Annotated in this window: 23 protein-coding genes and 1 pseudogene; 12 read left to right on the forward strand and 12 right to left on the reverse strand. The window is 63.6% G+C overall.

The genetic code is table 11. From position 1 onward, the window contains the following. Positions 1–601: 601 nt before the first annotated feature. On the reverse strand, positions 602–1,375 hold the full coding sequence (locus tag ACZXDY_RS04735) for a gamma-glutamyl-gamma-aminobutyrate hydrolase family protein (protein WP_464344687.1): 774 nt from the start codon (positions 1,373–1,375) through the stop codon (positions 602–604). Positions 1,376–1,646: 271 nt separating this feature from the next. Here ACZXDY_RS04735 and ACZXDY_RS04740 point away from each other — a divergent pair, with 271 nt between their 5' ends. Next, positions 1,647–2,786: an AI-2E family transporter gene (locus ACZXDY_RS04740; protein ID WP_464344688.1), complete on the forward strand. Its 1,140-nt coding sequence runs from the start codon at positions 1,647–1,649 to the stop codon at positions 2,784–2,786. Between the two features lie 6 nt (positions 2,787–2,792). Here ACZXDY_RS04740 and ACZXDY_RS04745 read toward each other — a convergent pair whose 3' ends face one another. The 6 genes from ACZXDY_RS04745 to ACZXDY_RS04770 form a co-directional block, all read right to left on the reverse strand. Further along, positions 2,793–3,089: an antibiotic biosynthesis monooxygenase family protein gene (locus ACZXDY_RS04745; RefSeq protein WP_028162832.1), complete on the reverse strand. Its 297-nt coding sequence runs from the start codon at positions 3,087–3,089 to the stop codon at positions 2,793–2,795. A 98-nt stretch (positions 3,090–3,187) separates the two neighbouring features. Continuing rightward, on the reverse strand, positions 3,188–3,424 hold the full coding sequence (locus tag ACZXDY_RS04750; protein WP_028162833.1) for a hypothetical protein: 237 nt from the start codon (positions 3,422–3,424) through the stop codon (positions 3,188–3,190). 60 nt (positions 3,425–3,484) lie between these two features. Further along, positions 3,485–4,702, reverse strand: coding sequence for a GGDEF domain-containing protein (locus tag ACZXDY_RS04755; protein WP_464344689.1), 1,218 nt, complete (start codon positions 4,700–4,702; stop codon positions 3,485–3,487). A gap of 232 nt (positions 4,703–4,934) precedes the next feature. Further along, entirely contained in the window at positions 4,935–5,411 is a 477-nt protein-coding gene (gene rpsI, locus ACZXDY_RS04760; protein ID WP_028162835.1) for a 30S ribosomal protein S9, read from the reverse strand. Position 5,412: 1 nt separating this feature from the next. After that, complete coding sequence (rplM, locus tag ACZXDY_RS04765) at positions 5,413–5,877, reverse strand: 50S ribosomal protein L13 (RefSeq protein WP_028162836.1); 465 nt, start codon at positions 5,875–5,877, stop codon at positions 5,413–5,415. A gap of 157 nt (positions 5,878–6,034) precedes the next feature. Next, the gene (locus ACZXDY_RS04770; RefSeq protein ID WP_464344690.1) at positions 6,035–6,463 is read right to left on the reverse strand and encodes a PaaI family thioesterase; all 429 of its coding nucleotides are present in this window, start codon (positions 6,461–6,463) and stop codon (positions 6,035–6,037) included. 87 nt (positions 6,464–6,550) lie between these two features. Between ACZXDY_RS04770 and ACZXDY_RS04775 the strand changes: the two genes are divergently transcribed. The 8 genes from ACZXDY_RS04775 to nadC all read left to right on the forward strand — a co-directional run bounded on the left by ACZXDY_RS04775 (position 6,551) and on the right by nadC (position 14,544). Next, positions 6,551–7,372 (forward strand): enoyl-CoA hydratase, encoded by an 822-nt coding sequence (locus tag ACZXDY_RS04775; protein WP_464344691.1) that lies wholly within the window; start codon positions 6,551–6,553, stop codon positions 7,370–7,372. Between the two features lie 117 nt (positions 7,373–7,489). After that, entirely contained in the window at positions 7,490–8,074 is a 585-nt protein-coding gene (locus ACZXDY_RS04780; protein ID WP_028162839.1) for a CoA-binding protein, read from the forward strand. A 150-nt stretch (positions 8,075–8,224) separates the two neighbouring features. Continuing rightward, a complete protein-coding gene (locus ACZXDY_RS04785; RefSeq protein WP_464344692.1) occupies positions 8,225–9,505 on the forward strand; it encodes an O-acetylhomoserine aminocarboxypropyltransferase in 1,281 nt (426 codons plus the stop codon). Between the two features lie 214 nt (positions 9,506–9,719). Beyond that, positions 9,720–10,142: a hypothetical protein gene (locus ACZXDY_RS04790; RefSeq protein WP_464344693.1), complete on the forward strand. Its 423-nt coding sequence runs from the start codon at positions 9,720–9,722 to the stop codon at positions 10,140–10,142. An 18-nt stretch (positions 10,143–10,160) separates the two neighbouring features. Continuing rightward, positions 10,161–11,111: an NUDIX hydrolase gene (locus ACZXDY_RS04795; protein WP_464344694.1), complete on the forward strand. Its 951-nt coding sequence runs from the start codon at positions 10,161–10,163 to the stop codon at positions 11,109–11,111. 54 nt (positions 11,112–11,165) lie between these two features. Further along, positions 11,166–12,152, forward strand: a complete 987-nt coding sequence (gene nadA, locus ACZXDY_RS04800) for a quinolinate synthase NadA (protein WP_464344695.1) — start codon at positions 11,166–11,168, stop codon at positions 12,150–12,152. Further along, on the forward strand, positions 12,149–13,699 hold the full coding sequence (locus ACZXDY_RS04805) for an L-aspartate oxidase (RefSeq protein WP_464344696.1): 1,551 nt from the start codon (positions 12,149–12,151) through the stop codon (positions 13,697–13,699). The genes nadA and ACZXDY_RS04805 overlap by 4 nt, the downstream gene beginning before the upstream one ends. Then, positions 13,696–14,544, forward strand: coding sequence for a carboxylating nicotinate-nucleotide diphosphorylase (nadC, locus tag ACZXDY_RS04810; RefSeq protein WP_464344697.1), 849 nt, complete (start codon positions 13,696–13,698; stop codon positions 14,542–14,544). Before ACZXDY_RS04805 ends, nadC begins: the two co-directional genes overlap by 4 nt. A 248-nt stretch (positions 14,545–14,792) precedes the next feature. Here the strand turns inward: nadC and ACZXDY_RS04815 are convergent, their stop codons facing one another. From ACZXDY_RS04815 to ACZXDY_RS04825, 3 genes and pseudogenes are all read right to left on the reverse strand, one after another. After that, the gene (locus ACZXDY_RS04815; RefSeq protein WP_464344698.1) at positions 14,793–16,661 is read right to left on the reverse strand and encodes a DMP19 family protein; all 1,869 of its coding nucleotides are present in this window, start codon (positions 16,659–16,661) and stop codon (positions 14,793–14,795) included. Positions 16,662–16,856: 195 nt separating this feature from the next. Continuing rightward, positions 16,857–17,675 (reverse strand): annotated as a pseudogene (locus tag ACZXDY_RS04820) (FTR1 family iron permease); the annotation flags it as partial. Between the two features lie 146 nt (positions 17,676–17,821). Further along, on the reverse strand, positions 17,822–18,916 hold the full coding sequence (locus ACZXDY_RS04825) for a COX15/CtaA family protein (protein ID WP_464344699.1): 1,095 nt from the start codon (positions 18,914–18,916) through the stop codon (positions 17,822–17,824). A 94-nt stretch (positions 18,917–19,010) separates the two neighbouring features. Here ACZXDY_RS04825 and ACZXDY_RS04830 point away from each other — a divergent pair, with 94 nt between their 5' ends. Continuing rightward, positions 19,011–19,220 (forward strand): DUF2842 domain-containing protein, encoded by a 210-nt coding sequence (locus ACZXDY_RS04830; protein ID WP_028162849.1) that lies wholly within the window; start codon positions 19,011–19,013, stop codon positions 19,218–19,220. Between the two features lie 87 nt (positions 19,221–19,307). Here the strand turns inward: ACZXDY_RS04830 and ACZXDY_RS04835 are convergent, their stop codons facing one another. Beyond that, positions 19,308–20,348 (reverse strand): polysaccharide deacetylase family protein, encoded by a 1,041-nt coding sequence (locus ACZXDY_RS04835; RefSeq protein WP_464344700.1) that lies wholly within the window; start codon positions 20,346–20,348, stop codon positions 19,308–19,310. 124 nt (positions 20,349–20,472) lie between these two features. On the opposite strand from ACZXDY_RS04835, the gene ACZXDY_RS04840 reads away from it, so the two are divergent. Then, the gene (locus ACZXDY_RS04840; protein ID WP_464344701.1) at positions 20,473–21,657 is read left to right on the forward strand and encodes a GNAT family N-acetyltransferase; all 1,185 of its coding nucleotides are present in this window, start codon (positions 20,473–20,475) and stop codon (positions 21,655–21,657) included. A gap of 127 nt (positions 21,658–21,784) precedes the next feature. On the opposite strand, the gene ACZXDY_RS04845 is transcribed toward ACZXDY_RS04840, so the two are convergent. Next, the gene (locus tag ACZXDY_RS04845) at positions 21,785–22,747 is read right to left on the reverse strand and encodes a LysR family transcriptional regulator (RefSeq protein WP_464344702.1); all 963 of its coding nucleotides are present in this window, start codon (positions 22,745–22,747) and stop codon (positions 21,785–21,787) included. 108 nt (positions 22,748–22,855) lie between these two features. On the opposite strand from ACZXDY_RS04845, the gene ACZXDY_RS04850 reads away from it, so the two are divergent. Next, positions 22,856–23,848: a Bug family tripartite tricarboxylate transporter substrate binding protein gene (locus tag ACZXDY_RS04850; RefSeq protein ID WP_464344703.1), complete on the forward strand. Its 993-nt coding sequence runs from the start codon at positions 22,856–22,858 to the stop codon at positions 23,846–23,848. Positions 23,849–23,904 lie beyond the last annotated feature (56 nt).

Raw genomic sequence — 23,904 nt, forward strand, 5'->3', positions numbered from 1 at the left:
AGCAAGAGCTGCCGCGGGCGACGGTGGCAAGAAAGCCCGGTCACCGGGGAGAGCGCGAAGGAAGCCGTAAAACCATCGCGCAGGGAAAGCCGGAGTGTTTTCGGTTGAACCTGTGGTCCTACCCCCGTGCTTTTTGTTGCACGGGACCCACGGGTGCAACCAGCACCCGGCTTTCCCTGCGCCCTCTACGATCTGAGAGGGTGGAAAGTGAAGCAAAGCTCGGACGCAAAGCGCCGCGAGAATGCGGATTCACATCCTCACGCTATTTGAAATTTGAATCAGAACCCCACCCCACGTCGTCCCGGACTTGATCCGGGACCCATAACCCCAGGCCGTTGTCGTGTGCTCCGCTGTAACCGCTTGCTCGCGCCACAACACCTTCCTGTGGTTATGGGTCCCCGATCCCGGGCGCAATTGCGCCCTAGGCGGGGACGACAGCGGTGCGAGGTTCGACGGGATCGTAGGATGGGTAGAGCGAAGCGAAACCCATCATCGCGCAACTTGCTCCATCGCGATGGGTTTCGCTTCGCTCTACCCATCCTGCGCAATCGCTGTTTGACAATGAATCAGAACCCAATCGCCCTCATGGCGAGCAGCGCCGCTACGCCGCCGCGCGCTGCCGTTCGCGCAACGCTGCCCCGAAAGCCTCGAACAGCTTCCTGTTGATCGGGTTGCGCTGCGGGTCGTATTCCGCATGCCACTGCACGCCGAGTGCAAAGCCCGACGCGTCGGCGATGCGGATCGCCTCGATGGTGCCGTCCTCGGCGACGCCTTCAATCACGACGCGTTCGCCGGGCTCAAGGATGCCCTGCCCGTGAAGCGAATTGACACGGATGGTCTCGCAGCCCAGGAGCTTCGCGAACACGCCGCCCGGTGTGAGCGTCACGTCATGCCGGTCGGCGAACACGACCAGCGGATCCGGATGGATCTCGCCATTCTCCAGCCGCGGCATGCGATGGTTGATGCGTCCCGGCAGTTCGCGGATCTCAGGATGCAGCGAGCCGCCAAAGGCGACGTTCATCTCCTGCAGGCCGCGACAGATGCCGAACAGCGGAATGCCGCGCGCGACGCAGGCTTCCGACAACGCCAGCGCAACCTCGTCACGATGGATGTCGTAAGGCTCGTGACTGATATGCGGCTCGCACTTGAAGCGGGTCGGGTGCACATTGGCCCGCGCCCCGGTCAGGACCACGCCGTCGACCACGTCGAGCAAGGCGCCGACGTCGGTAATCTCGGGCGAACCGGCGAACATCAGCGGAACAGCGCCGGCGACATCGGTGATCGCGCGCAGGTTGCGCTCCCCAACCATCTGAACCGTGAAACGATCTTCGATGCGATGGGCGTTTCCGATCACGCCGACCACGGGCCGTCTCATTGCTCAGTATCTCGCGTAGGAATGATTTTCTATGTTCGTCATGGTTCCAGAGAGATAATGCCCCCGACCGGATCATGGATCAACATATTATGCTGGCGGAGCACATTGGCACGAGACGCAGGCGCGGCGGGGTCAAGGGACGAAGCGCTGCCCCCGCAGGCCGGGCGGGCTGCCTGCCGCTATCTCCCCGCAAGGCCTGCCCGACGGGCAGCGGCAAACCGGCACACGGCTTGATCCCGGCGGGATTTTGGCGACAAGGTGAGATCAATCGATGCGCGAAGGAATCAACGTGAGGCTACCCGGCGGCGACCACCTGCAGGCCCGCAACGATCTGGCGTGGGCGATCAGCGTCGGCGGCATCGGCATCGTGCTGTTCGCGGCGCTCTTGGCGCTCGCTTGGCATTACGCGGCGACGCTGTTCCTGATCTTCGCCGGGGTCCTGCTCGGCGTCGCGCTCAACGCCCTCACCAACCTGCTCGGCCACGGAGTTAAGCTGCCCCATGCGCTTCGGCTGACCATCGTCTGCCTGGCGCTGGCGGCGCTATTGTCGGGCGTCGTCTTTCTCGGCGGAGCGACCATCGCCCAGCAGGCCTCCGCGCTCAGCGACACCATCAAGTCGCAACTGGTGAACGTGAAGTCCTTCCTCGAGAGCCACGGCATCGACACCAGCTATCTCGATTTCAGCAACCAGGCCACCACACCGACGGACTCGTCGACGCCGACGACCCCGGGCGCCGCGGCGACCCATAGTCTTCCGAGCGCCGGCGCGCTCGCCTCCAGCGGCGGCGCGATCATCAGCCAGACCTTGAAGGTGCTGCTCGGCACTGTCAGCGCGGTCGGCAACTTCTTCATCGTGCTGTTTCTCGGGCTTGCCTTCGCCGCCCAGCCCAGCATCTACCGCGCCGGGCTATTGTTCGTGATGCCGGCCCGGCACCGCGAGCAGGCCACCATCATCGTCGACCGTATCGGGGACACACTGGAGCGCTGGCTGATCGCCCAGATCATCACCATGGGCGCGGTGTTCTTCGTCACCTGGATCGGGCTCTCGATCATCGGCATCCAGAGCTCGTTCATCCTGGGTATCCAGGCCGGCCTGCTCGCTTTCATTCCGACGGTGGGCGCGATCCTCGCGGGATTGATCGTGGTGCTCGCGAGCCTTGCCTCGGGCTGGATCGCGGCGCTCTCCGCCTTCCTGCTGTTCCTTGGCGTGCACGCCATGGAGAGCTACGTGCTCACCCCGATCATCCAGCGGCAGGCGCTCGATATTCCGCCTGCCACGCTGTTTGCGTTCCAGATCCTGCTCGGGGTGGTGTTCGGCGTCTGGGGGCTCGCGCTTGCGCTCCCCCTGATGGCGATCGCCAAGGTGATGCTCGACCACTTCAAGGCCGAGGAGCCGCCTGCGGCGGCGTAAGGAGCCTCAGGCCGTCACCACGATCTCGGTATGCTCGACCTCGGGCGGCGCGGCAAAGAACGGCCCGACCAGCGCGCGCCAGGCGGCGAAGTCTTCCGAGCCGCGGAAATCGACGGTGTGGTTCTCCAGCGTCTCCCACTTCGCAACCAGCCGGTAGCGCGAGGGCTTCTCGATCGACTTGTGCAATTCGAACCCCTTGCCGCCCTTGGCGCGCAGAAACAGCGGCCGCGCCTTCTCCACCGCAGCTTCGAAATCCTTCTCGCTGCCGGGCTTGACGTCGATGAGTGCAATTTCGGTGACCATTGGGCTTCTCCCTGGAAAGGGCCCGTCTCTAGCCCAGCTTGTGGAAAAGAAAAAGGCGCCTCGCGGCGCCCATTACCGATACGGGATGTTCCCGTTACCTAATTGAACACGAGCACCGTGCCGAGGACCATCAACGTGATGCCCAGAAACATCAGCATCGGCCAAGGGCTGCGCGGGCGGCCGTAGCGGCCTTGGGCGCGGCGCTCGGCGATCAGCGCGGTCTCGTATTCAGCCGAGCTCGAGAACAGGCAGGCGAACCCGCCGCGGGCGGTGGTGGCGGCGGCTTCGAGCGACAGCAGGGCGGATTGGGCATTGTGAAGGCGGGTCGATTCCATGGCCCGGATCATAGGAATCGAATGGTAAATGGAATCCTACCAATATCGCTCAAATCGCTCTCACGCCGCGATCGGCGTCTCGCGCGCCTGCGGTGCGAGACCGGCGGTCTTGCGCCGCCAGTTCTCCAGCGACAGCGGCAACTCCTCCGCGGCCTCGACGCGGTTACGGCCGCCGCGCTTGGCTTGGTAGAGCGCGGTATCGGCGGCCGCCAGCAGCACCTCGAGTTCGGTGCCTGCCGGCCCGCCGGCGACGCCAATGCTGACGGTAGTATCGACCGCGCCCTCGTCACAGACGATGCCGGAGGCCTGGAAGCACTCGCGCACGCGCTCGGCGGCGAGCACGCCCTCCTCCAGCGAGCACGGCAGCAGCGCCGCGAATTCCTCGCCGCCAATGCGGCCGGAGAGATCGCTGATGCGGAGGTTGTTGACGACGACGGCCGAGAACAATTTCAGGATCTCGTCGCCGGCGGGATGGCCGAAACGGTCGTTGATCGATTTGAAGTGGTCGATGTCGAAGATCATCACCGTCACCGGCCGGCCGGCGCTTGCCTCGCGTTCGATCACCCGCGTGCAGGCCTCGGCAAAGCCGCGGCGGTTGAACATGCCGGTCAGAGGATCCATCGAGGCCGCCGTCTTGTGCGCGGTCACCTCGCGGTCCGATACCAGCATGAAGATCACGAAGACGGTGCCGATCGCATAGAGGATGAGCTCGACCGAGAACACCGTCACCCAGATGCTGTTGCCGAACGCCGCATCATGCGGGCGCAGGAAGTTGCCGACCAGGATCGGCAGCAGCAATACGCAGCCATGCAGCACCGGCACCGCGAGTGCGGGCCATCGCCTTTGGGTCGCGCGCCGCCGCTCGCTCCACAATTCGGCTGCCGTGAGGCATGCGTAGATCGCGATGATCGCGGCGCCGATGGTCAGCTTCAGCGTGGGCAGCTCAGGCGGCAAGGCCAGCGCGGCGCCGACCCAGGCGATAGCGCCGAGCACGAGACCGGCGACATTCGGCTTGCGGCCATGAAACACACGTGCCGCGTTCCACACCATGCCGCAGGCGATGAAGCCCACCGCATTCAGCGCCAGCGAAGCAATTTCGCCCAGCATCGAGCCCGCGATGGTCGATGCCGCGACCGCGGCAGCACCGAGCAGATACGCGCTACCCCACCACTTCAACGCCGGAATCTTCTCCTGATTGCCGAAGAACAACAACATGGCGCCGAGCATTCCGGCCACCATGGTGGCAAACAGATAAAGCGTCGAAGTATCGAACGACATGAGCCCTGCCTGGTGCGTGTGATGAAAGCGTGTGATGCCACGATCTCAAGGGCGCGATCCGAAAAGGATAGCGCGCCGTTAATGCTGCTCAGGCTATGCGTGGCGCGTTGGCAATCCGTTTGCGTGCACACAAAAGTTTTCGGGAAAAACTGCGACAATTGATGCGCAAAGGCGCAGCAAAAAGGGCGCCTCGCGGCGCCCTTCGCAATTGGTGCAAATTGCAGTGAAGCGGTTAGCGCTTCGAGAACTGGAACGACTTGCGCGCCTTGGCGCGGCCGTACTTCTTGCGCTCGACCGTGCGCGAGTCGCGGGTCAGGAAGCCGCCCTTCTTCAGGACGCCGCGCAATTCCGGCTCGAAATTGGTCAGCGCCTTGGAGAGGCCGTGGCGCACCGCACCGGCCTGGCCGGACAGGCCGCCCCCGGTGACCGTGCAGATCACGTCATACTGGCCGGCGCGGGCGGCGGCGACCAGCGGCTGCTGGATCATCATCCGCAGCACCGGACGGGCGAAATAGACTTCGACGTCGCGGGTGTTGACGGAGATCTTGCCGGAGCCCGGCTTGACCCAGACACGGGCAACCGCGTCCTTGCGCTTGCCGGTGGCATAAGCGCGGCCGTACTTGTCGATCTTCTTCACATATTTCGGCGCATCGGGAGCCGCCGGCTTCAGCTGCGCAAGCTGATCGAGAGACTGCATGGTATCGGACATCTTATGCGGCCCTCATGTTCTTGCGGTTCTGCGAGGCGAAATCGATCTTCTCGGGGTTTTGCGCTTCATGCGGATGCTCGGCGCCGGGATAGACGCGCAGATTGCCCATCTGCATGCGACCGAGCGGGCCGCGCGGGATCATGCGCTCGATGGCCTTCTCGACCACGCGCTCCGGAAAACGACCTTCGAGGATCTGCTTCGCGCTACGCTCCTTGATGCCACCGATATAGCCGGTGTGCTTGTAGTAGACCTTCTGGTCGCGCTTGCGACCGGTCAGCACCACGTGAGCGGCGTTGATGATGATGACGTTGTCGCCGCAATCGACATGCGGCGTGTAGGTGGGCAGGTGCTTGCCGCGCAGGCGCATCGCGACCATGGTGGCGAGCCGGCCGACCACCACACCCTTGGCGTCGATCACGACCCACTTCTTCTGCACCTCGGCGGGCTTGGCCGAAAAGGTTTTCATGTGAGCTGTCCGTGGAAAGGAGTTTTCGGCGCAAGACTGCCGCGCCGGACTGGGGCTTTCTAGAGAAGCGAACGAAATTCGTCAACGCCGATTGGCGCGATTTATCTTAGCCAAAACAATAGCTTATAAATAAGGTGTAATAATACCTTCAGAAACTCTATTTATTTGGAATGGAATAGGTCGCCGTCACATGCGCAATCGGATCCGCCGAATCGCCCGAAAGCAGGTTGACCTCCCCGACCGCCAGCCGCTTGCCGAGCTTCAGCAGCCTCGCCGCCGCCAGCACGTCCCGCCCCGGCTGCCCCTTGCGGAGGAAATTGATGTTGAGATTGGTAGTGACCGCCAGACCCACCGGGCCGATCGCCGACAGCAGCAGCACATACATCGCGAAATCGGCCAGCGCCATCAGCGTCGGGCCCGACACGGTGCCGCCCGGCCGCAGCATCCGCTCGCTGTAGCGCTGGCGCAAGAGACAGGTCTCGCCGTCGGCGCTCTCGATGATGATGTCGTTCCCGCTGAACGCCTGCGGAAACTCCTCGCGGAGGAACCTCTCCACGTCAGCCACGCTCATTTTCGCCAGCGCCATGCCGTCCCCACCCTCGATTCAGTCAGCGTGTTACATTAAGTTGTAGCCAAGCCTTAATTGACAAAAAGCCTTAGTGGAAATCTGGAGATGCCCCAAGCAGCCCGTGCCGTCGCGCCGCAATCGCCGATCCTCCTGCGCGAGCAGGTCGGCAGCATCGCCGTGCTGACGCTCAACCGTCCCGCCGCGCGCAACAGCCTCTCCGAGGGCTTGATCGCCGAGCTGCATGGCGCACTGAAGGCAATTCATGACGATCCAGCCGTGCGCGGCGTGGTCATTGCCGCCAATGGCCCCGCCTTCTCGGCCGGCCACGACATGAAGGAACTCACCGCGCGCCGCAGCGATGCCGATCGCGGCCGCGCCTATTTCGCAGAGATCATGAACGCCTGCAGCGCGATGATGCAGGCGGTCGTGCACCTGCCGAAGCCAGTGGTCGCTTCCGTCCAGGGGATTGCGACCGCAGCCGGTTGCCAGCTTGTCGCAAGCTGCGATCTCGCTGTCGCCTCGGAGAACGCGGCCTTCGCGACGCCCGGCGTCGATATCGGCCTGTTCTGCTCAACGCCGATGGTGGCGCTGTCGCGCAACGTCCCGCGCAAGCAGGCCATGGAGATGCTGCTCACGGGCGAGCCGATCTCGGCCGCGACCGCGCAGGCCATCGGCCTCATCAACCGCGTCGTGCCTGCCGGCACCGAACGCGAGGCCGCGATTGCGCTGGCGCAAAAAGTGGCGCTGAAATCCGCCTACACTGTCAAGCTCGGCAAGGAGGCGTTCTACCGCCAGGCCGAGATGACACTCGCGGACGCCTATCGCTACGCCGCCGAGGTGATGACCGAAAACATGATGGCGCGCGACGCCGAGGAAGGTATCGGTGCCTTCATCGAGAAGCGCGAACCGAAATGGCAGGATAGATGATCCTCATCCTGAGGAGCCTGCGAAGCAGGCGTCTCGAAGGATGCAGGCCCGTCTGGGGCCTCATGGTTCGAGATGCGCGTTCCGCGCTCCTCACCATGAGGGGCGAGAGAAGCGAAGATGAACCACGACAGCTACCCCGATAACTACATCCGCGGCATTCTCAACAGCGTGAAGTCGATTGCGATGGTCGGCGCTTCGCCGGTCAATGTGCGGCCGAGCTATTTCGCCTTCAAATATCTGGCGGAGCGCGGCTACGACATGATCCCGGTCAATCCCGGCCATGTCGGCAAGAGCCTGCTCGGCAAGCCCTTCGTCGCGTCGCTCGCCGACATCGGACGCCCGATCGACATGGTCGACATCTTTCGCAACTCCAGCCACATCATGCCGGTTGTCGAGGAGGCGCTCAGGCTGTCGCCCTTGCCGAAGGTGATCTGGATGCAACTCGGTGCACGCGACGATGCGGCCGCCGCAAAGGCCGAAGCTGTCGGCATCAAGGTCGTCATGAACCGCTGCCCGAAAATCGAATATGGCCGCCTGTCATCAGAGATTTCCTGGATGGGCGTCAATTCGCGGACGCTCAGCTCCAAGCGTGCGCCGATGCCGACGCAGGGCATGCGGCTGTCGCTGAATCGGATGAGCGTCGGCGGCGGCGAAACCGCCGCATCCGATCGTGCCGCAAAGAACAAGACCGAGACGACGTGACGCAACGACGAAACAAATGTTTCGACATCGCGTCATAACGAAGCACGCTGTTCCCAACGCGCATACGGCTCGCAACTCGCCTTGACGGCCGTCGTTGCTGCCATCAGCATGCCGCGCATTTCATTTCCGATCCAACACAGGACACTCAGAATGACCGATCGCCTTCCGGGATTTTCGACCCTCGCCGTGCATGCCGGTGCGCAGCCCGATCCTACCACCGGCGCGCGGGCGACGCCGATCTATCAGACGACGTCATTCGTGTTCAACGACGCCGACCATGCGGCCTCATTGTTCGGCCTGCAGTCGTTCGGCAACATCTATACCCGTATCGGCAACCCGACCAATGCGGTGCTGGAGGAGCGCGTCGCCGCACTCGAAGGCGGCACTGCCGCACTCGCGGTCGCATCGGGACACGCCGCGCAGGTCGTGGTGCTGCAGCAGTTGATGAAGCCGGGCGACGAGATCATCGCCGCGCGAAAACTCTATGGCGGCTCGATCAACCAGTTCACCCATGCCTTCAAGAGCTTCGGCTGGAACGTCGCCTGGGCCGATCCGGACGAGATCGAAAGCTTCGAGCGCGCGGTGACGCCGCACACCAAGGCGATCTTCATCGAATCGATCGCAAATCCCTCCGGCAGCATCACCGATATCGAGGCGATCGCCGCGGTGGCGCGCAAGGCCGGCGTGCCGCTTATCGTCGACAACACGCTGGCAACGCCGTATCTGATCAAGCCGATCGACCACGGCGCCGACATCGTCGTGCACTCGCTGACCAAGTTCCTGGGCGGCCACGGCAACTCGCTCGGCGGCATCATCGTCGATGCCGGCACCTTCGACTGGTCGAAGGACAACAAATATCCGATGCTGAGCGAGCCGCGCCCGGAGTATCACGGCATCAAGATCCAGGAGACCTTTGGCAATTTCGCCTTCGCGATCGCCTGCCGCGTGCTCGGCTTGCGCGATCTCGGCCCGGCGCTGTCACCGTTCAACGCCTTCATGATCCTGACCGGCATCGAGACGCTGCCGCTCCGCATGCAGAAGCATTGCGACAACGCCAAAGCGATCGCGGAATTCCTGGCCGGCCATCCCGCGGTGGCGTCGGTGAATTACGCCGGGCTCTCCGACGACAAGTACAACAATCTCGCGCGCAAATATGCGCCGAAGGGCGCGGGCGCCGTGTTCACCTTCAGCCTCAAGGGCGGCTATGACGCCGGCGTCAATTTGGTGTCGAACCTCAGGTTGTTCTCGCACCTCGCCAATGTCGGCGACACCCGCTCGCTGGTGATCCATCCGGCCTCCACCACCCACAGCCAGCTCGACGATGCCGCGAAGATCAAGTCCGGCGCCGCCCCCGACGTGGTCCGGCTCTCTATCGGCATCGAGGACAAGGACGACCTGATCGCCGACCTCGACCAGGCGCTGCGGGCTTAAGGTCCCCGTGTGCGGAACGCGCCAAGTTCTCTTCGTCATGCCCGGGCTCGTCCCGGGCATCCACGTTCTTGGAAGTCGCGAACAAGAGGACGTGGATGGCCGGGTCAAGCCCGACCATGACGGTGAAGGCGTTGGTCTGATGTCGCGAGCCTCTCATTAACGGTCATTCCGCTATAAGGTGGCATTCTGTCGCCCTCTCGATTCGGAGACGACGATGCTACGCTTGATATTATTCTCTTCGATCGCCCTGCTTGCGATTGATGCTGCCGTTGCTGCGGACAGCCCGGTTGCAACCAAGCGCGCGGCCTACCGCGCCGCCCGCCAACTGCCGCCCGGCCTGCCGCGCCCGCACTACAAATACCGGACGTCAGTGACATCAGCCCCCTATATCCGCCGTGGCCGCCAAATCGTCGTAGTCGAACAGGACCCCGACGTGCTGTTCACGCCTGCGGCCGTGATCCCTTACGTGCCATTCGTCAGTGGCGAGCCGATCCTGCCGGGTTCGTCGAGCCTACCCGGCTATTATGGCAATCACTTCTCCTATAGCTATGACGGTCCGTATTACGGAGGCCCCTACTACGGCGGTCCCTACTGGAATCGCCTGCCGTACGCCTGTGGCGTTTACGGCTATTGCTAGCCGCGACAGGACTCCCGCGTGGCAAAGGCACCGCGAAAAGCCGAAACATCGATCGACGCGATCGCCGCTGACCTCGTCGCCGTCCTGGTCGCGGTGACCGAGAGCGAGCCCAAGATCATGACGATCGCGAATGCGACCGCGCTGCCGAGCGGTCCGTTCCAGTTCGGGCACCGCTCGCTGCAGACCGGCCTGCGGGCTTGGGTCGAGGCCCAGACCGGACACCCGCTCGGCTATGTCGAGCAGCTCTACACTTTCGCCGATCACGGGCGCACCGGTGACGCCAGGGCGCCGCATCGCATCTCGATCAGCTATCTCGGCCTGACCCGCGAGGACCAAGTCAGAGAAGGCTCGGAGGGCCACTGGTCCGGCTGGTATGAATACTTCCCGTGGGAAGACCATCGCGCGGGTACCCCTGCCTTGATTGCCAAGATCGTGGCGCCGAAGCTGCGTGCCTGGGCCAAATCGGCAGAGAGCACCTCCGTGCAGAAAGCGCGCTGGCAGCGCGCCGCCATCACCTTCGGCCTCGACGACCGCACCTGGAATGAGGAACTGGTGCTGCAGCGCTATGAGCTCCTCTACGAGGCCTCGCTGATCCCCGAAGCAGTTCGTGCCAAGGGCACCGGGGATGCCGTCGTACCCGGCCGCGCCATGATATCGGATCATCGCCGCATTCTGGCCACCGGCATCGCGCGGCTGCGTGCCAAGATCAAATACCGGCCGGTCGTCTTCGAGCTGATGCCGGCCGAATTCACCCTGCTGCAACTGCAACGCAGTGTTGAGGCCCTCGCAGGCCGTACTGTGCACAAACAGAATTTTCGGCGCCTGATCGAACAGCAGGAACTCGTTGAAGAGACTGGCGCAATGGCTGCCGAGACGGTCGGCCGCCCGGCCAAGCTATTCCGCTTCCGTCACGGCATTGTGGCCGAACGGGCCGTCGCCGGCACCAAGCTCCCGCTCTCACGCTCTTGACTTCCATTATGCTCAGGATAAGTATAATACGAAATATACTCAAGGAGAGCATAAATGGCTACAACCTCATCCGGTGCGCTCGCGCGGACCGCGCCGCTCTATGACCGCGTCAAACGGGTGATCCCGGCGTTCGAATGGGCGACTTTCGCCGATGATGTCGACGCCATTCTCGATCTGAAGCGCAAGCGCAACGCGGTGGTGCTGGCGCACAATTATCAGACGCCGGAAATCTTCCATGGCGTCGCCGACATCGTTGGCGACAGCCTCGCGCTCGCGCGCGAGGCGACCAAGGTCGATGCCGACGTCATCGTGCTCGCCGGCGTGCACTTCATGGCGGAGACGGCAAAGCTGCTCAATCCCGAGAAGACGGTGCTGATCCCCGACCTCAAGGCCGGCTGTTCGCTCGCGGAGTCCATCACGGCGGCCGATGTACGGCTGATGCGCGAGCGCTATCCGGGCGCCCCCATCGTCACCTATGTCAACACCTCGGCCGCGGTGAAGGCGGAGTCCGATATCTGCTGCACCTCAGGCAACGCGCTGGCGATCGTGCAATCGCTCGGCGTCGAGCATGTCATCATGCTGCCGGACGAATATCTGGCGCAGAACATCGCCGCGCAGACCAAGGTGAAGATCACGGCCTGGAAGGGCCGTTGCGAAGTGCACGAGCTCTTCAATGCCGAGGATGTGCGCCAGCTTCGCGAGAATCATCCCGGCGTCACCATCCTGGCGCATCCGGAATGTCCGCCCGAGGTGGTGGCTGAGGCGGATTTCTCGGGGTCCACCGCAGCCATGTCCGGCTTTGTCGGCAAGGAGCATCCGGCACGCGTGGTGCTGCTGACGGAATGCTCGATGAGCGACAACGTCGCGGTGCTCCATCCCGACGTCGAGTTCATCCGCCCCTGCAATCTCTGCCCGCACATGAAGCGGATCACGCTGAAGAACATCCGCCACGCGCTCGAGACCAACGAGCACGAGGTTACGATCGATCCTGAGATCGCAGAGCGCGCGCGGCGCTCCGTCGAAAGGATGCTGGCCCTATGAGCTTGGATGTTTCGGCCTTGGCCGGGCAACCGGTGATCATTGGCGGCGGCGCCGCTGGATTGATGACGGCCCTGCAGCTTGCGCCCGCACCGGTCGTGCTGCTGTCGAAATCGCCGCTCGGGGCGGAGGCCTCCAGCATGTGGGCCCAAGGCGGGCTCGCGGCGGCGGTCGGCGACGACGACGCCCCTGCCCTGCATCTGCAGGACACGATCGCCGCCGGCGCCGGCCTTTGCGACGAAGAGGCCGCGGGCCGCATCGTGGATGCAGCGCCCGCTGCCGTCGAGCGTCTCGCGCGGCTCGGCGTCGGCTTTGATCGCAGACCGGATGGGAGCTGGCAGCTTGGACTCGAAGCCGCGCACAGCCGCAAGCGGATCGTTCACGCCACCGGCGACGGCACCGGGCGCGAGATCATGCGCGCACTGATCGCCGCCGTGCGGCGCTGCCCGTCGATTACGCTGATCGAGGGTTTTGAGGCGCGCCAACTCATCGTCGAGGACAACGCAGTCGAGGGCGTGCTCGCTGCAAACGAGCGTGGCTCGCTCGTCATCCCGACTAACCGCGTCGTGCTGGCGACCGGGGGCATTGGCGGCCTGTTCCAGGACAGCACCAATCCGATGGGCTGTTTCGGCCAGGGGCTGGCGCTCGCAGCCCGTGCCGGCGCCGTGCTCTCCGATCTCGAATTCATCCAGTTTCACCCTACCGCCTTCGACGGACCGTCGCGACCGATGCCGCTGCTGACCGAAGCGATCCGCGGCGATGGCGCGATCCTGATCGACGAGACCGGGCAGCGTTTCATGGCGAACGAACCGGGCGCCGAGCTCGCGCCGCGCGACATCGTGGCGCGCGCGGTCTGGCGCCGCCGCGCCGAGGGACACCGCGTCTTCCTCGATGCACGGCAGCATCCAGGCAAGAATTTCGCGCAGCGCTATCCCGTCATCAGCGCGTTCTGCAAGATGGCCGGTATCGATCCGGCCGACGATCCGATCCCGGTGCGTCCGGCGGCGCATTATCACATGGGCGGCATTGCCGTTGATGGCGAAGGCCGCAGCACGGTGACGGGCTTGTGGGCCTGCGGCGAGGTCAGCCGCACCGGCCTGCACGGCGCCAATCGGCTCGCCAGCAATTCGCTGATGGAAGCCATCGTCTCTGCGCAATGGGTCGCCGAGAGCGTCAATGGCGTGGCTAGCGGTGCCGCTCCTTTGCGCACGCCGACCGGGCTCCCGCCTGCATCAGATCCATCGACGGTGCGGCCGTTCGTCTCGCAGGCCCTCGGCGTGCTCCGTGATCGGCCCTCGATCGAGCGCGCCATTCGCAATCTCTATCCGATGGCCAGGGGGAGCGGCCCCGCCGCCGATCCGGCGCTGGTCGGATTGATGATCGCCGTCGCAGCGTCAAGGCGCGAGGAAAGCCGCGGCGGTCACTACCGCACCGACTTTCCGGACACGTTGCCCAAGGGCGTGCCCTCCACTTTCACTCTCGCGCAAGCGCTCAGCGTCGCCGGCGAGATCATCGAATCCGAACTGCCGATCAGGAGCGCTCAGTCGTGACACTCAATCCCCTTCTGCCCCTGATGTACGAACCCCTGGTGCGAACCGCGCTGCTTGAGGATCTCGGCCGCGCCGGCGACATCACGGCGGACGCGATCGTGCCCGCCGACCAGCGCGCTTCGCTCGCGTTGCGGGCACGCCAGTCGGGCGTCGTCGCCGGCCTCGACGTGGCGCGCTGCGCCTTTCAAACGATATCACCAGCGATCCGGATCGAGATCGAACGGCCCGATGGCAGCGTCGTCGCGCCCGGCGACACGATTGCAACCATCAACGGCCCGGCGCGCGCGCTGCTGACGGGCGAGCGGACCGCACTCAATTTCCTTTGCCACCTCAGCGGCGTCGCAACGGCAACGGCGTCGCTGGTTACTGCCGTGAAAGGCACGCGCTCGCAGATCGTCTGCACCCGAAAGACCACGCCTGGGCTGCGCGCATTGGAAAAATACGCGGTGCGTGCCGGCGGCGGCAGCAATCACCGTTTCGGCCTCGACGACGCTGTGCTGATCAAGGACAACCACATCGCGCTTGCCGGCGGCATCCGCACCGCGATCGAACGCGCCAAAGCGCATGTCGGCCATCTCGTCAAGATCGAGGTCGAAGTCGACACACTGGCGCAGCTTGAAGAAGCGCTGGCGCTCGGGATCGACGCGGTCCTGCTCGATAACATGACGGTCGACGATCTCAGGCAGGCGGTGGCGATGGCCCGCGACAAGGTGATCACGGAAGCATCGGGCCGCATCACGGCCACCACTGCGCCCGCGATCGCGGCGACCGGCGTCGACCTCATTTCCGTCGGCTGGGTCACGCACTCCTCGGCCGCCCTCGATATCGGGCTGGATTATCTCTAGCGCGCTGCGATTTGCTTGAACCGGCGTGACCGCGGTTGTCCACCTCTCCCACAGGGAGAGGTCGGCGCGCAGCGCCGGGTGAGGGGTTACAGTTCCTCGATGGAATTCATCCCCTCACCCGGATCGCATCTGGCGATGCGATCCGACCTCTCCCCGACGGGGAGAGGTATGGCACCTCCGACATGGCGCCAACTCGACCTAATCTCATCATGCTTTAGCGGGTGATGAGGCTGCATACCGGCACGCTCTCAAAGAGCTACCCGCGCGCCGTCCTTGCGATAGTAGAAAACCTGGCGCGCCCTCAGCTCGTTCTCAACGACCCCGATCAGACCGATCAGCTTCTCAGCGGTTCGAACCTGCACAATGTCAGGCGTCACCACGAACACCGTCGCTTCATCATAAGGCGTGGCGCTCATAATCATATGGCGCGTTTCAGCGACGACGTTTGCCCATGCCTTGGCGTGGCGCTCGGACCTCGCGAAATATGAGGTGCATGTCTTGAGCGCCAGATCATAGGTCGCTTCCATCGGTGGCATGGCCATCGACGGATATTCCCGATCGAAATAGACGAGCGCGTCGGTCAAATCTGATGTCACCGAGGGGCGGAGCCCTTCGGCGAGCGCCTGGGCGTGGTTGAAGCAGACGTTGTTGAACATCCACGACCGCTGCGCAAAACTTGTTTCTGCGAACGCGGCTGCCGCCTTGGGCACGAAACTGAACCACCAGCGCGCGATCTCGAGTAGCTGGAATCGGACGTTGTATTGCTCCCGCACGAAATCGCCGGGCGCAAGTACGGCAAGCGCCGCGATGCGATCCGTATCGAGCACGCGCAGGCTGGTCGCCGCAACCGTGGCGGCGGCTGCGAGATTGATCAACAGGGCCGCGGCGCGATCGGGCTCCTCAAGCATCGAATCGTTGAAGGCGTCGGCAGCCAGGAACGAATCCCACAGCGCATTGGCCATAATGAGCCGGATCAGGGAATGCTCCTCGGTAGCCGCCAGCAGCGGAGACGAGGCGCGCGGAACGTAGCTCACGAGAGAGGGATTGTGCCCGACATAGGGACAGGTGATCGCCGTGTTGATCCGCTTCGATCCGGCCGTGAAGCTGCCCCAGAAGGCATTGAATGCAGGTGACAAAAAGTTCGCCAATATCGTCTCACGGGACTGCGCCGGCGATGCCGATGTCCTCTCGCCCGCAGCCGATCTCATCCGCTCGCGAATATCACGCGATGTCGCCTCGATCAGCGCCCGGCGCATTTCGCCGTCGCCGACGGGTGCAGGATAGGTATCGCCCGTTTCGAAGAAATACTGGCCGCGCAGCGACCCGTTGTCCCGCGGCACGGCGATGCCATGTCCCATCACAAGCATGCGCGAGCCGGCCGACGTACTCAGGGTCCAGGCGATCTGACCATCGCCCACCGGCAGGCCCGCATTCACGCCTTCGAAGGCGATGCGCTCCTGCGCGCAGGTCGCACGCGCTGCCACCTGGATCGGGTCAGAGGCGCTGAAACGCGCTTTGGCCCGCCGCAGATAGTCCTGGCGGGCAGCAAGCAGGGAATTGCGCACAATGACCGCTTCGCGCTCGGCCGTGAGCCGATCGTTTGGCAGCGATCGCAGGGCCGGCAGCGTGCGCAGCCAGGCTGCGTTGAGCTTGGTCATGTCGCCGAGCGCAAAAAAGCGCCTGTCGAGCAGTTCGATCGCGGGATCGATTTTCCCAAAACCGCTGCCATCCTGTATGGCTTTTGCCCGACGCGGATCGCCCTTCATGATGGCCATGAACTCGTCGAAGATCGCGACGTAATCCTTTGCGCCCATCGCGACGAGCCCGCGGCGACAATTGTCGAGCGTCTGCTCGCTCATTCCACCGTTATGGGCAAACTGGCCATGGCCGCCGTTGTTGACCTGGGTCAGATAATAGTCGGCGTGATAGCTCCAGAATGCCTCCGCGACGATCTCGCCGGAGACCAGGTGGGCCGGGCCAATCGCCCAATTCACGAAATCGACGACGGTGGCGACCAGATCGCCGTCCTCTGCCACATCGGCGTCGGGGATAAGGATTTCACGTGCAATCACCCCCTGAGGCTCAAGCGCGCGCCGAGCCTCCTCGTTCTCAGTCATCTGCATGCACCGCCCCAAGATGCCCCCTCTTCTACAGACACTTCAGCGAGGCGGAATCCGCAATACAAACGAGAAAAAAACTGTCACATGGTGTTTTGATACCGCGAAAGGTTGGAGCGGACCCCTTCGCGGCCATTCGCAGCGCGGCGGAACCGGCGGCGCGCGATCTTCGGGCTGGATCGATGGCGTGTGAGATTATTCAGCCGCTGCGCTGGTCGACGCCTTGCTCTGGCGCGTCAGGCGACCGTTGCGCTGGAACACCGAATAGGTCCCGAGTGCGAACAGGATCACGAGGAGCTGCAGCGACAGCGCTTCCAGCGTCGGGTTCAGGCCGAGATCGGCGAGCCAGGACAGGCTCTTCAGTTCCGTGAACGGCAGCAGAGCCTGCTCCTGGAATTCCTGCACGGCCTCGCCGATGAACTTGATCGCCATCACGAACAGGAAAGCCGAGGTCAGGATGAACAACGGCCGCAGCGGAATCTTCTGGGCGATCAGGTTGATGAAATAGAACAGCACCGCAAGCGCAATGGTGGCGGCGCCGAGGCCGGCAAACAGGCCCGCGCTCCAGCCGCCTTCCGTACTGGCCAGCGCGTTGATGAACAGCACGGTCTCGGCGCCCTCGCGGAACACCGCCAGGAAGGCGAGCGCGCCAACCGCCCACACCGTATCCTGCGCCAGCGCGGTGTCGGCCTTGTGCGCCAGATATTCTTTCCAGCCCTGCGGGTCCTGCTTCACCATCAGCCAGCCGCTGACATAGAGCATGAGGCCCGCGGCAAAGAGGATGATGACGCCCTCGAGGATGTCGCTGTGCTCGCCCGAATTCAGCACCGCGAACAGCCAGGCCGCGATGATGCTGGCGCCGACCGCAGCCAGCGCGCCGCCATAGAGCGCCTGGATGCGATGACCGGCGCCAACCTTCGACAGGTAGCCGGCGAGCGCGGCAATCACCAGCATTGCCTCTAGCCCTTCGCGTAGCAGGATGACCGCGGCCTGAATGAATGCAGACGACATGAGCGAACCCGTTTTTCGCTCGTTCTATCGCCAGGGATTTTCAAGTAAAGCGATGTCGGGCCGCACGATTTCGTCAACCGCCGGAACATTCAAAAAGCCCGTGCAAAACGGGCACTTCTGGCGGCAACTATAGATTAGAATAGGTCAACTCAACCGGGTTGACCGACCGGCACGGCAAGCTTTGGCCGTCCCACTTCGCGGCGTCGCGGCAGCAGCCGCTCGACCTGCAGGACCGCCAGCGTGAGCACAACGATCGCCACGGCCTGGTGCATGAGCGCGAGATCGATCGGCACCTGGTTCAAGAGCGTCAGGATCCCGAGCGTCGCCTGTAGCGTGATCGCCGCCACCAGCCACCAGGCGCCGGCGATAGTCTCGCCGCTTGCGCGCGAACGGATGGTGTCGATCGCATGCAGGATCGCCAGCGCCAATAGCGCGTAAGCAGTCATGCGGTGCTCGAACTGCACCGTCAGCGTATTGTCGAACAGGTTGCGCCACCAGGGCTGCTCGAAGAACAGACGCCCCGCGGATGGAATGAAAGCGCCATCGATCTCTGGCCAGGTGTTGTAGACCTTTCCCGCGCGCAGGCCCGCGACCAGCGCGCCGAAATAGAGCTGCAGGAAGGTCAGCGCCAGCAGCAGCAAAGCGGTGATCTTCAGCCGGAGCGGCGCCGGATTTGGCGGCCGGTCGGAAAGCCGCCGCAGCGTCCAGACGATCGCCGAATAGATCAGCAGCGCCAGTATCAGATGGACAGCGAGGCGATATTGCGAGACCTCGACCTTCTCGGAGAGGCCTGAAGCGACCATCCACCAGCCCACCGCCCCCTGCAACGCGCCGAGCCCGAAGATCAGCCAGAGCCGCCGCTTCAATTCGCCGTCGGTGACGGCGCCGCGCCACAGGAAATAGAGGAACGGCAGCAAATAGGCGATCCCGATCACGCGCCCGAGCAGGCGATGGCTCCATTCCCACCAGTAGATCGTCTCGAACTCAGCGAGCGTCATCCCGGCATTGAGCTCGCGATATTGCGGGATCTTCTTGTAGCCCTCGAAGGCTTCCGCCCATTGCGCCTCGGTCAGCGGCGGCAGCGTGCCGGTGACCGGCTTCCATTCCACGATCGAAAGCCCGGATTCGGTCAGCCGGGTAGCGCCGCCGACCAGCACCATGATCGCGATCAGGGCTGCGACCGAAAGCAGCCAACAGCGAAGGTGAGCATTTTGGGAGGGCTCGGGGGCGGAACGTGCGGTCATCGGTCCTGCTTGATCGGATTGGCGCGCCCCTTATAGTCCGCCTCCTCGCAGGCGCAAGGCGCGCTTTGCCTCACGAGTTATCGATCAACCGGCCATGAATATACGCACCCGCAAGCTGCTTGGAACCATCTTCCTGCTGATGCTGGTGGTGGTGTGGTCGCTGCTCGGCATGACGGTCGCGCAGACGCCTTGGCTCGCCAATTCGGGCTTGCTGCAGGCGATTTTCTATGTCGTGGCCGGGCTCGGCTGGGTGCTGCCGGCAATGCCGATCGTGGCCTGGATGTCGCGGCCCGACCGCGCCTAGAGCTTCGGTTCTGAGAACCGCAGCTCTGGATTCTTGTTTGACGCGTTTTCTTCACGCGAACCGGTATCCACTTCGCTCGAAAACGCTCTAGATCTGCACGCGCGGCCTCGGAAACATCACGCCCGATAGCAGCACCCGCATCATGCGCAGCGAGCGCCGCCGTCCGTCCCAGGACACCCGAGGCAACGCGTGCAGGTTGGTCCGCCCCTGCGCTCCCACGATGCCCGCGATGCTCGACACCGCGCTGTAAAAGCCGGTCTCGCCGGCCATCAGCATATGCGGACGGCGAAAGCTCTCGCTGTCTCCGAACGGATAGGCAAAATGCCTGATCTCGCGACGGATGCCGGCCACGAGCACCGCCTTGCCCATTGCCATCTCGCGCTCGGCATCGACGTCGCGCAGGTTCGATAGCGCCGGATAGTTCACGGTCGCGCTGCCGATCGTGACATTGGGATCGGAGGCGAGCATCGTGAGATCGTTCCAGTCCATCGAGGCGCTGCGCGACAGTGCTGCTAGATCGACGCCGTAGCGCTTGCAGAGATCGTTGATCGCAACAGACAGATCCGGCGGCGCCAGCGTCCGCATCCATGTCGCGAGGAAATCGTAGAGCTCGTATTTCTCCGCGACACCGGCAATCGAAAAATGCAGCTCCTTCCGCTCGATCACAAGGCTGACGCGGCTCTCGCGCGCGATGATCTTCTCCAGCGCCAGCCACCACGCCTCCCCCAGCCCATCCGGAAACGCACTCGGCAGGTAGATGGCGAAGGGCACGCCATGCTTCGACAGCACCGGATAGGCGTCCGTCGCCAGATCCTTGTAGCCGCCGTCGAACGTCAGGCAGGCAAAGCGGCGCGGCAGCGGCAAGGTGACGGCGCGGCGGCAGGCTTCGTCGATCGAAACGATCTCGTAGTTCCAGCGCTTGAGCGCGCGGATCGTGCGATCCAGGAACCGAGGGGTGATCTCGCGCGAGGCCAGCGGCTGAAACCGGTCCCGACGGCGCGCACGCACGCGCTCGAAGCGCAGGATGGCGCCGGCCCCGCCGGCCTGCCGTTGCCGCAACCGCGCATAGCCTGAGAAGTAAGCGAGCTCCATCTGTGCCCGCTTCAAGAAAGTGATTTCCGACACCACGTCCCGCCCCCGATCCGGCGGTTCCCAGGCGCCGTCTAACGATTGTTATTACTCTTTGTTGACATTTCCCTGCGAAGGTCGCCCAAGCGGAATTGTAAACAATCGATTAATACCGGACTCGGCAATGACCATGGCTGCCGCGATCGAAGCACGAACGGCGGAGTTGGAAGCGTGGTCGAAAACAAGCCGCGTCGCCGGTGTCGAGATCATTCGCGATCTCGAAGCCGTCGAACCGACATGGCGTGCCTTCGAAAAGCAATTCTGCACGCCGTACCAGCGCTTTGATTTTCTCGCCGCCTGGCAGCGGCAGGTCGGCGCACGCGAGGGCGTCGCCCCATTCATCGTGATCGGCCATGATGACGAACGCCGGCCGTTGTTCGTGCTGCCGCTGACGCTCGAAAGCGCGCTCGGCGTGCGCTGTGCTAAATTCATGGGCGGCAAGCACGCGACCTTCAACATGGCGCTGTGGGACCGCGACTTCGCCGCGGGCGCCACGGCCGCCGATCTCAGGACCATGGTGTCGGCGATCGCGGCACGCGGCGAGGCCGACGTGCTCGCCTTGCAGCAGCAGCCGCTCAACTGGCGCGATCTGCCCAACCCGCTCGCCCTGCTGCGGCACCAATCCTCGGTCAACGACTGTCCCGTGCTCGCCATCGAGCCGGGCGCCGACCGCACCACCCTCATCAGCAATTCATTCCGGCGGCGATTGAAGGGCAAGGAACGCAAGCTGCAGCAGCTCGCCGGCTATCGCTATCAGATCGCCGCCACCGACGCCGATGTCACACGAGTCCTGAACTGGTTCTTCCGCGTCAAGCCGCAGCGCATGGCCGAACAAAAGCTGCCCAACGTCTTTGCCGAGCCGGGCGTCGAGGATTTCATCCGCTCCGCCTGCCTCACCGGTCTTCCCGGCGCCGGCCGCGTCATCGACATCCACGCGCTCGAATGCGACGACGAGGTGATCGCGATCTTCGCCGGCGTCGCCGACGGCCATCGCTTCTCGATGATGTTCAACACCTACACGATGTCTGCCAGCGCCAAGTTCAGCCCCGGCCTCATCCTGATGCGCAACATCATCGATCACTATGCCGCGCTGAACTACCGCGCCATCGACCTCGGCATCGGCTCGGATGAATACAAGCGGCTGTTCTGCAAGAGCGACGAGCCGATCTTCGACAGCTTCATTCCGCTCTCCTGGCGCGGCAGGCCAGCTGCAAGCGCCATGTCCGGCGTCGTCAGCGCCAAGCGGCTGGTCAAGCGTAATCGCGCGCTGTTCGATCTCGCGCAAAACCTGCGCGGCATGTTCCGCTAGAGCGCGTTTTCGAGCGAAGTGGGCACCGGTTCGCGCAAAAAAACGTCAAGACCAGAATCTAGGGCAACGGTTCTGATCCAGTCAGAACCGATGCCCTAGGGCTTCATCTATCACACCGACGTGCAGCTCATTGCGTGTGGGCCGTCGATTTGCCTGCCATCGACTTCGCGACATCGCGAACGCACGCGACGAATATCTCGGCAGCCGGGCTCAACGTGCGGTTCTTCAGCGTTACAATGGCCGCCGACACAGCCGACGTTCGCGGCAGCTTGACCGGAAGTCTCTTCAGCGACAGATCGCGGCCGCTGAACTGCACAATCGAGCTTGGAAGCAAGGTGACGAAGTTCCCGGTCGCAGCGAGCCTGCAGCAAAGGTGAAGCGACAGCGTCGTGACGGGCGTGCGAGGCATGCTCAATCCGCTTTCGCGAAACAGATCAGCCGTGGCGGAGCCTGGAAACGTGTCCGGCGGCGGCAGGATCCAGGCTTCATCGGCAAGATCGGCCAGGCTGACCTTGGAACATCGCGTCCATTTGCTTCGCTGCCCCACAACCACAACCCGTGGGTCAATCAGCACGGGCTCCACCGCCAGATCTTCCTCGGCGAACGGCGTCGGGATCCAACCCAGCAACAGATCGATACTCCGCTCGCGCAGTTCGCTGTAACGCGTCGTGCCAAGCACCATCTGCGCGACATTCAGGCGGATGCCTGGATGGCGCCGCGTGAAGCGATCGATGACTGCTGGAAGCAGGCCAGCCGCAACGCTTTCCGAACTACCGATGCGGAGCTGTCCGATGGTTGGATCGGCGAGAAATTCGAGTTCTTCCAGCCCTTGCATCAGCTCGTCGAAAATCGCTGTGCCGCGCTTGACGAGGGCGCGCCCATACGGCGTGGGCTCGATGCCGTTGCGGCCGCGGTCGAGAAGCCGAAGCCCGAGTGCATACTCCATGTCGGCGATCGCTCTCGAGACCGCAGGCTGAGAAATCGCCAATTCTGCCGCGGCCTTTGCCATGCTGCCCCGTTGCGCCACGACGAGCAGGATATGGAGATCGCGCAGCTTGATGCGGCGCCGGGCTCGCTCAATGGATTGCATGTCCGATCCTTATCAAAACAGTTATGAAACCCTCACATACTAGCATTGGACGGATATGCCCGCCTCAAGCATCCTCTCGACCCAGTCGTTTCAGACGCGGAGGATCCGATGGCCTGGATGGTGATGTCGCGCCGCGAAATGCTGGCAATGTCAGGCGCCGGCATTGCTTTCTCCGCCGCCGGTCTCGTGCCGCACAGCATCGCCGAGCCGAGCCTGAAGACCGCGCATATACTGACAGGCTTCACGCCCGGGCTTCCCGATGCCGTGGCGAGGCTCGTTGCCGATCAGATGAAGGATTATGCGGCGTCGATCGTGGTCGAGACCCGGCCAGGTGCGAGCGGGCGCGTCGCGGTGGAGGCCGTGAAGGCGGCCGCTCCCGATGGATCCGTCCTTCTGCTGGCGCCGCTTGGCTTCTTGACGCTGTTTCCTCACGTCTACAAGACGCTCAGATACGAGCCGCGGGATTTTATTCCGGTCTCGACCGTCGCCTCATTCCCGACATTGCTGACGGTGGGTGCGAAGGTGCCGCGCGAGGTAAAGACGCTGGCTGAATTCATCACTTGGTGCCGCGCCAATCCGACGCAGGCGACCTACGGCACGGCGGGTGCTGGATCGACGCTGCACTTCATCGGGGCGCTGCTGGGCCGCACTGCGCGGTTCGAGTATCTCCATGTGCCCTATCAAGGCAGGGCCGCGATACAGGATCTCGTGAAAGGCGAGATCGCCTCGGCCATCATGCCGCTCGGCAGTTCCGTTGGCCTGGTCCAGTCCGGAGAGCTTCGTGCGCTGGCGACCACCGGTCCACGCCGCAGCGCGTTTCTTCCCGATGTGCCCACGATGGCCGAAGCCGGTTATCCCTCGCTTCAGGACCTCACATGGTTTGGGTTTTTCGTGCCGGCAAAGACCCCGGCGGTAACAGTCGAAAGGCTCAATGGCTCGATCCAGGCGGCCTTGCGCACCGACGAGGTCAAAGTCGGCATGGCAAAACAGTTCGTCGAGATCGACGCAATTCCCCTCGCCGACTTCGCCCGGCTCATCACATCCGAATCCGAGCGCTGGAAAGCGATCGTGCAGGCAACCGAGTTCACGCCGAGCGATTGAAGGTCTCAGCTACCCTCGGGCGTCGTCAGGGCTATCGCATATAACTGTTTGGAGGC

The sequence above is a fragment of the Bradyrhizobium sp. LeoB3 genome, from assembly GCF_055456055.1.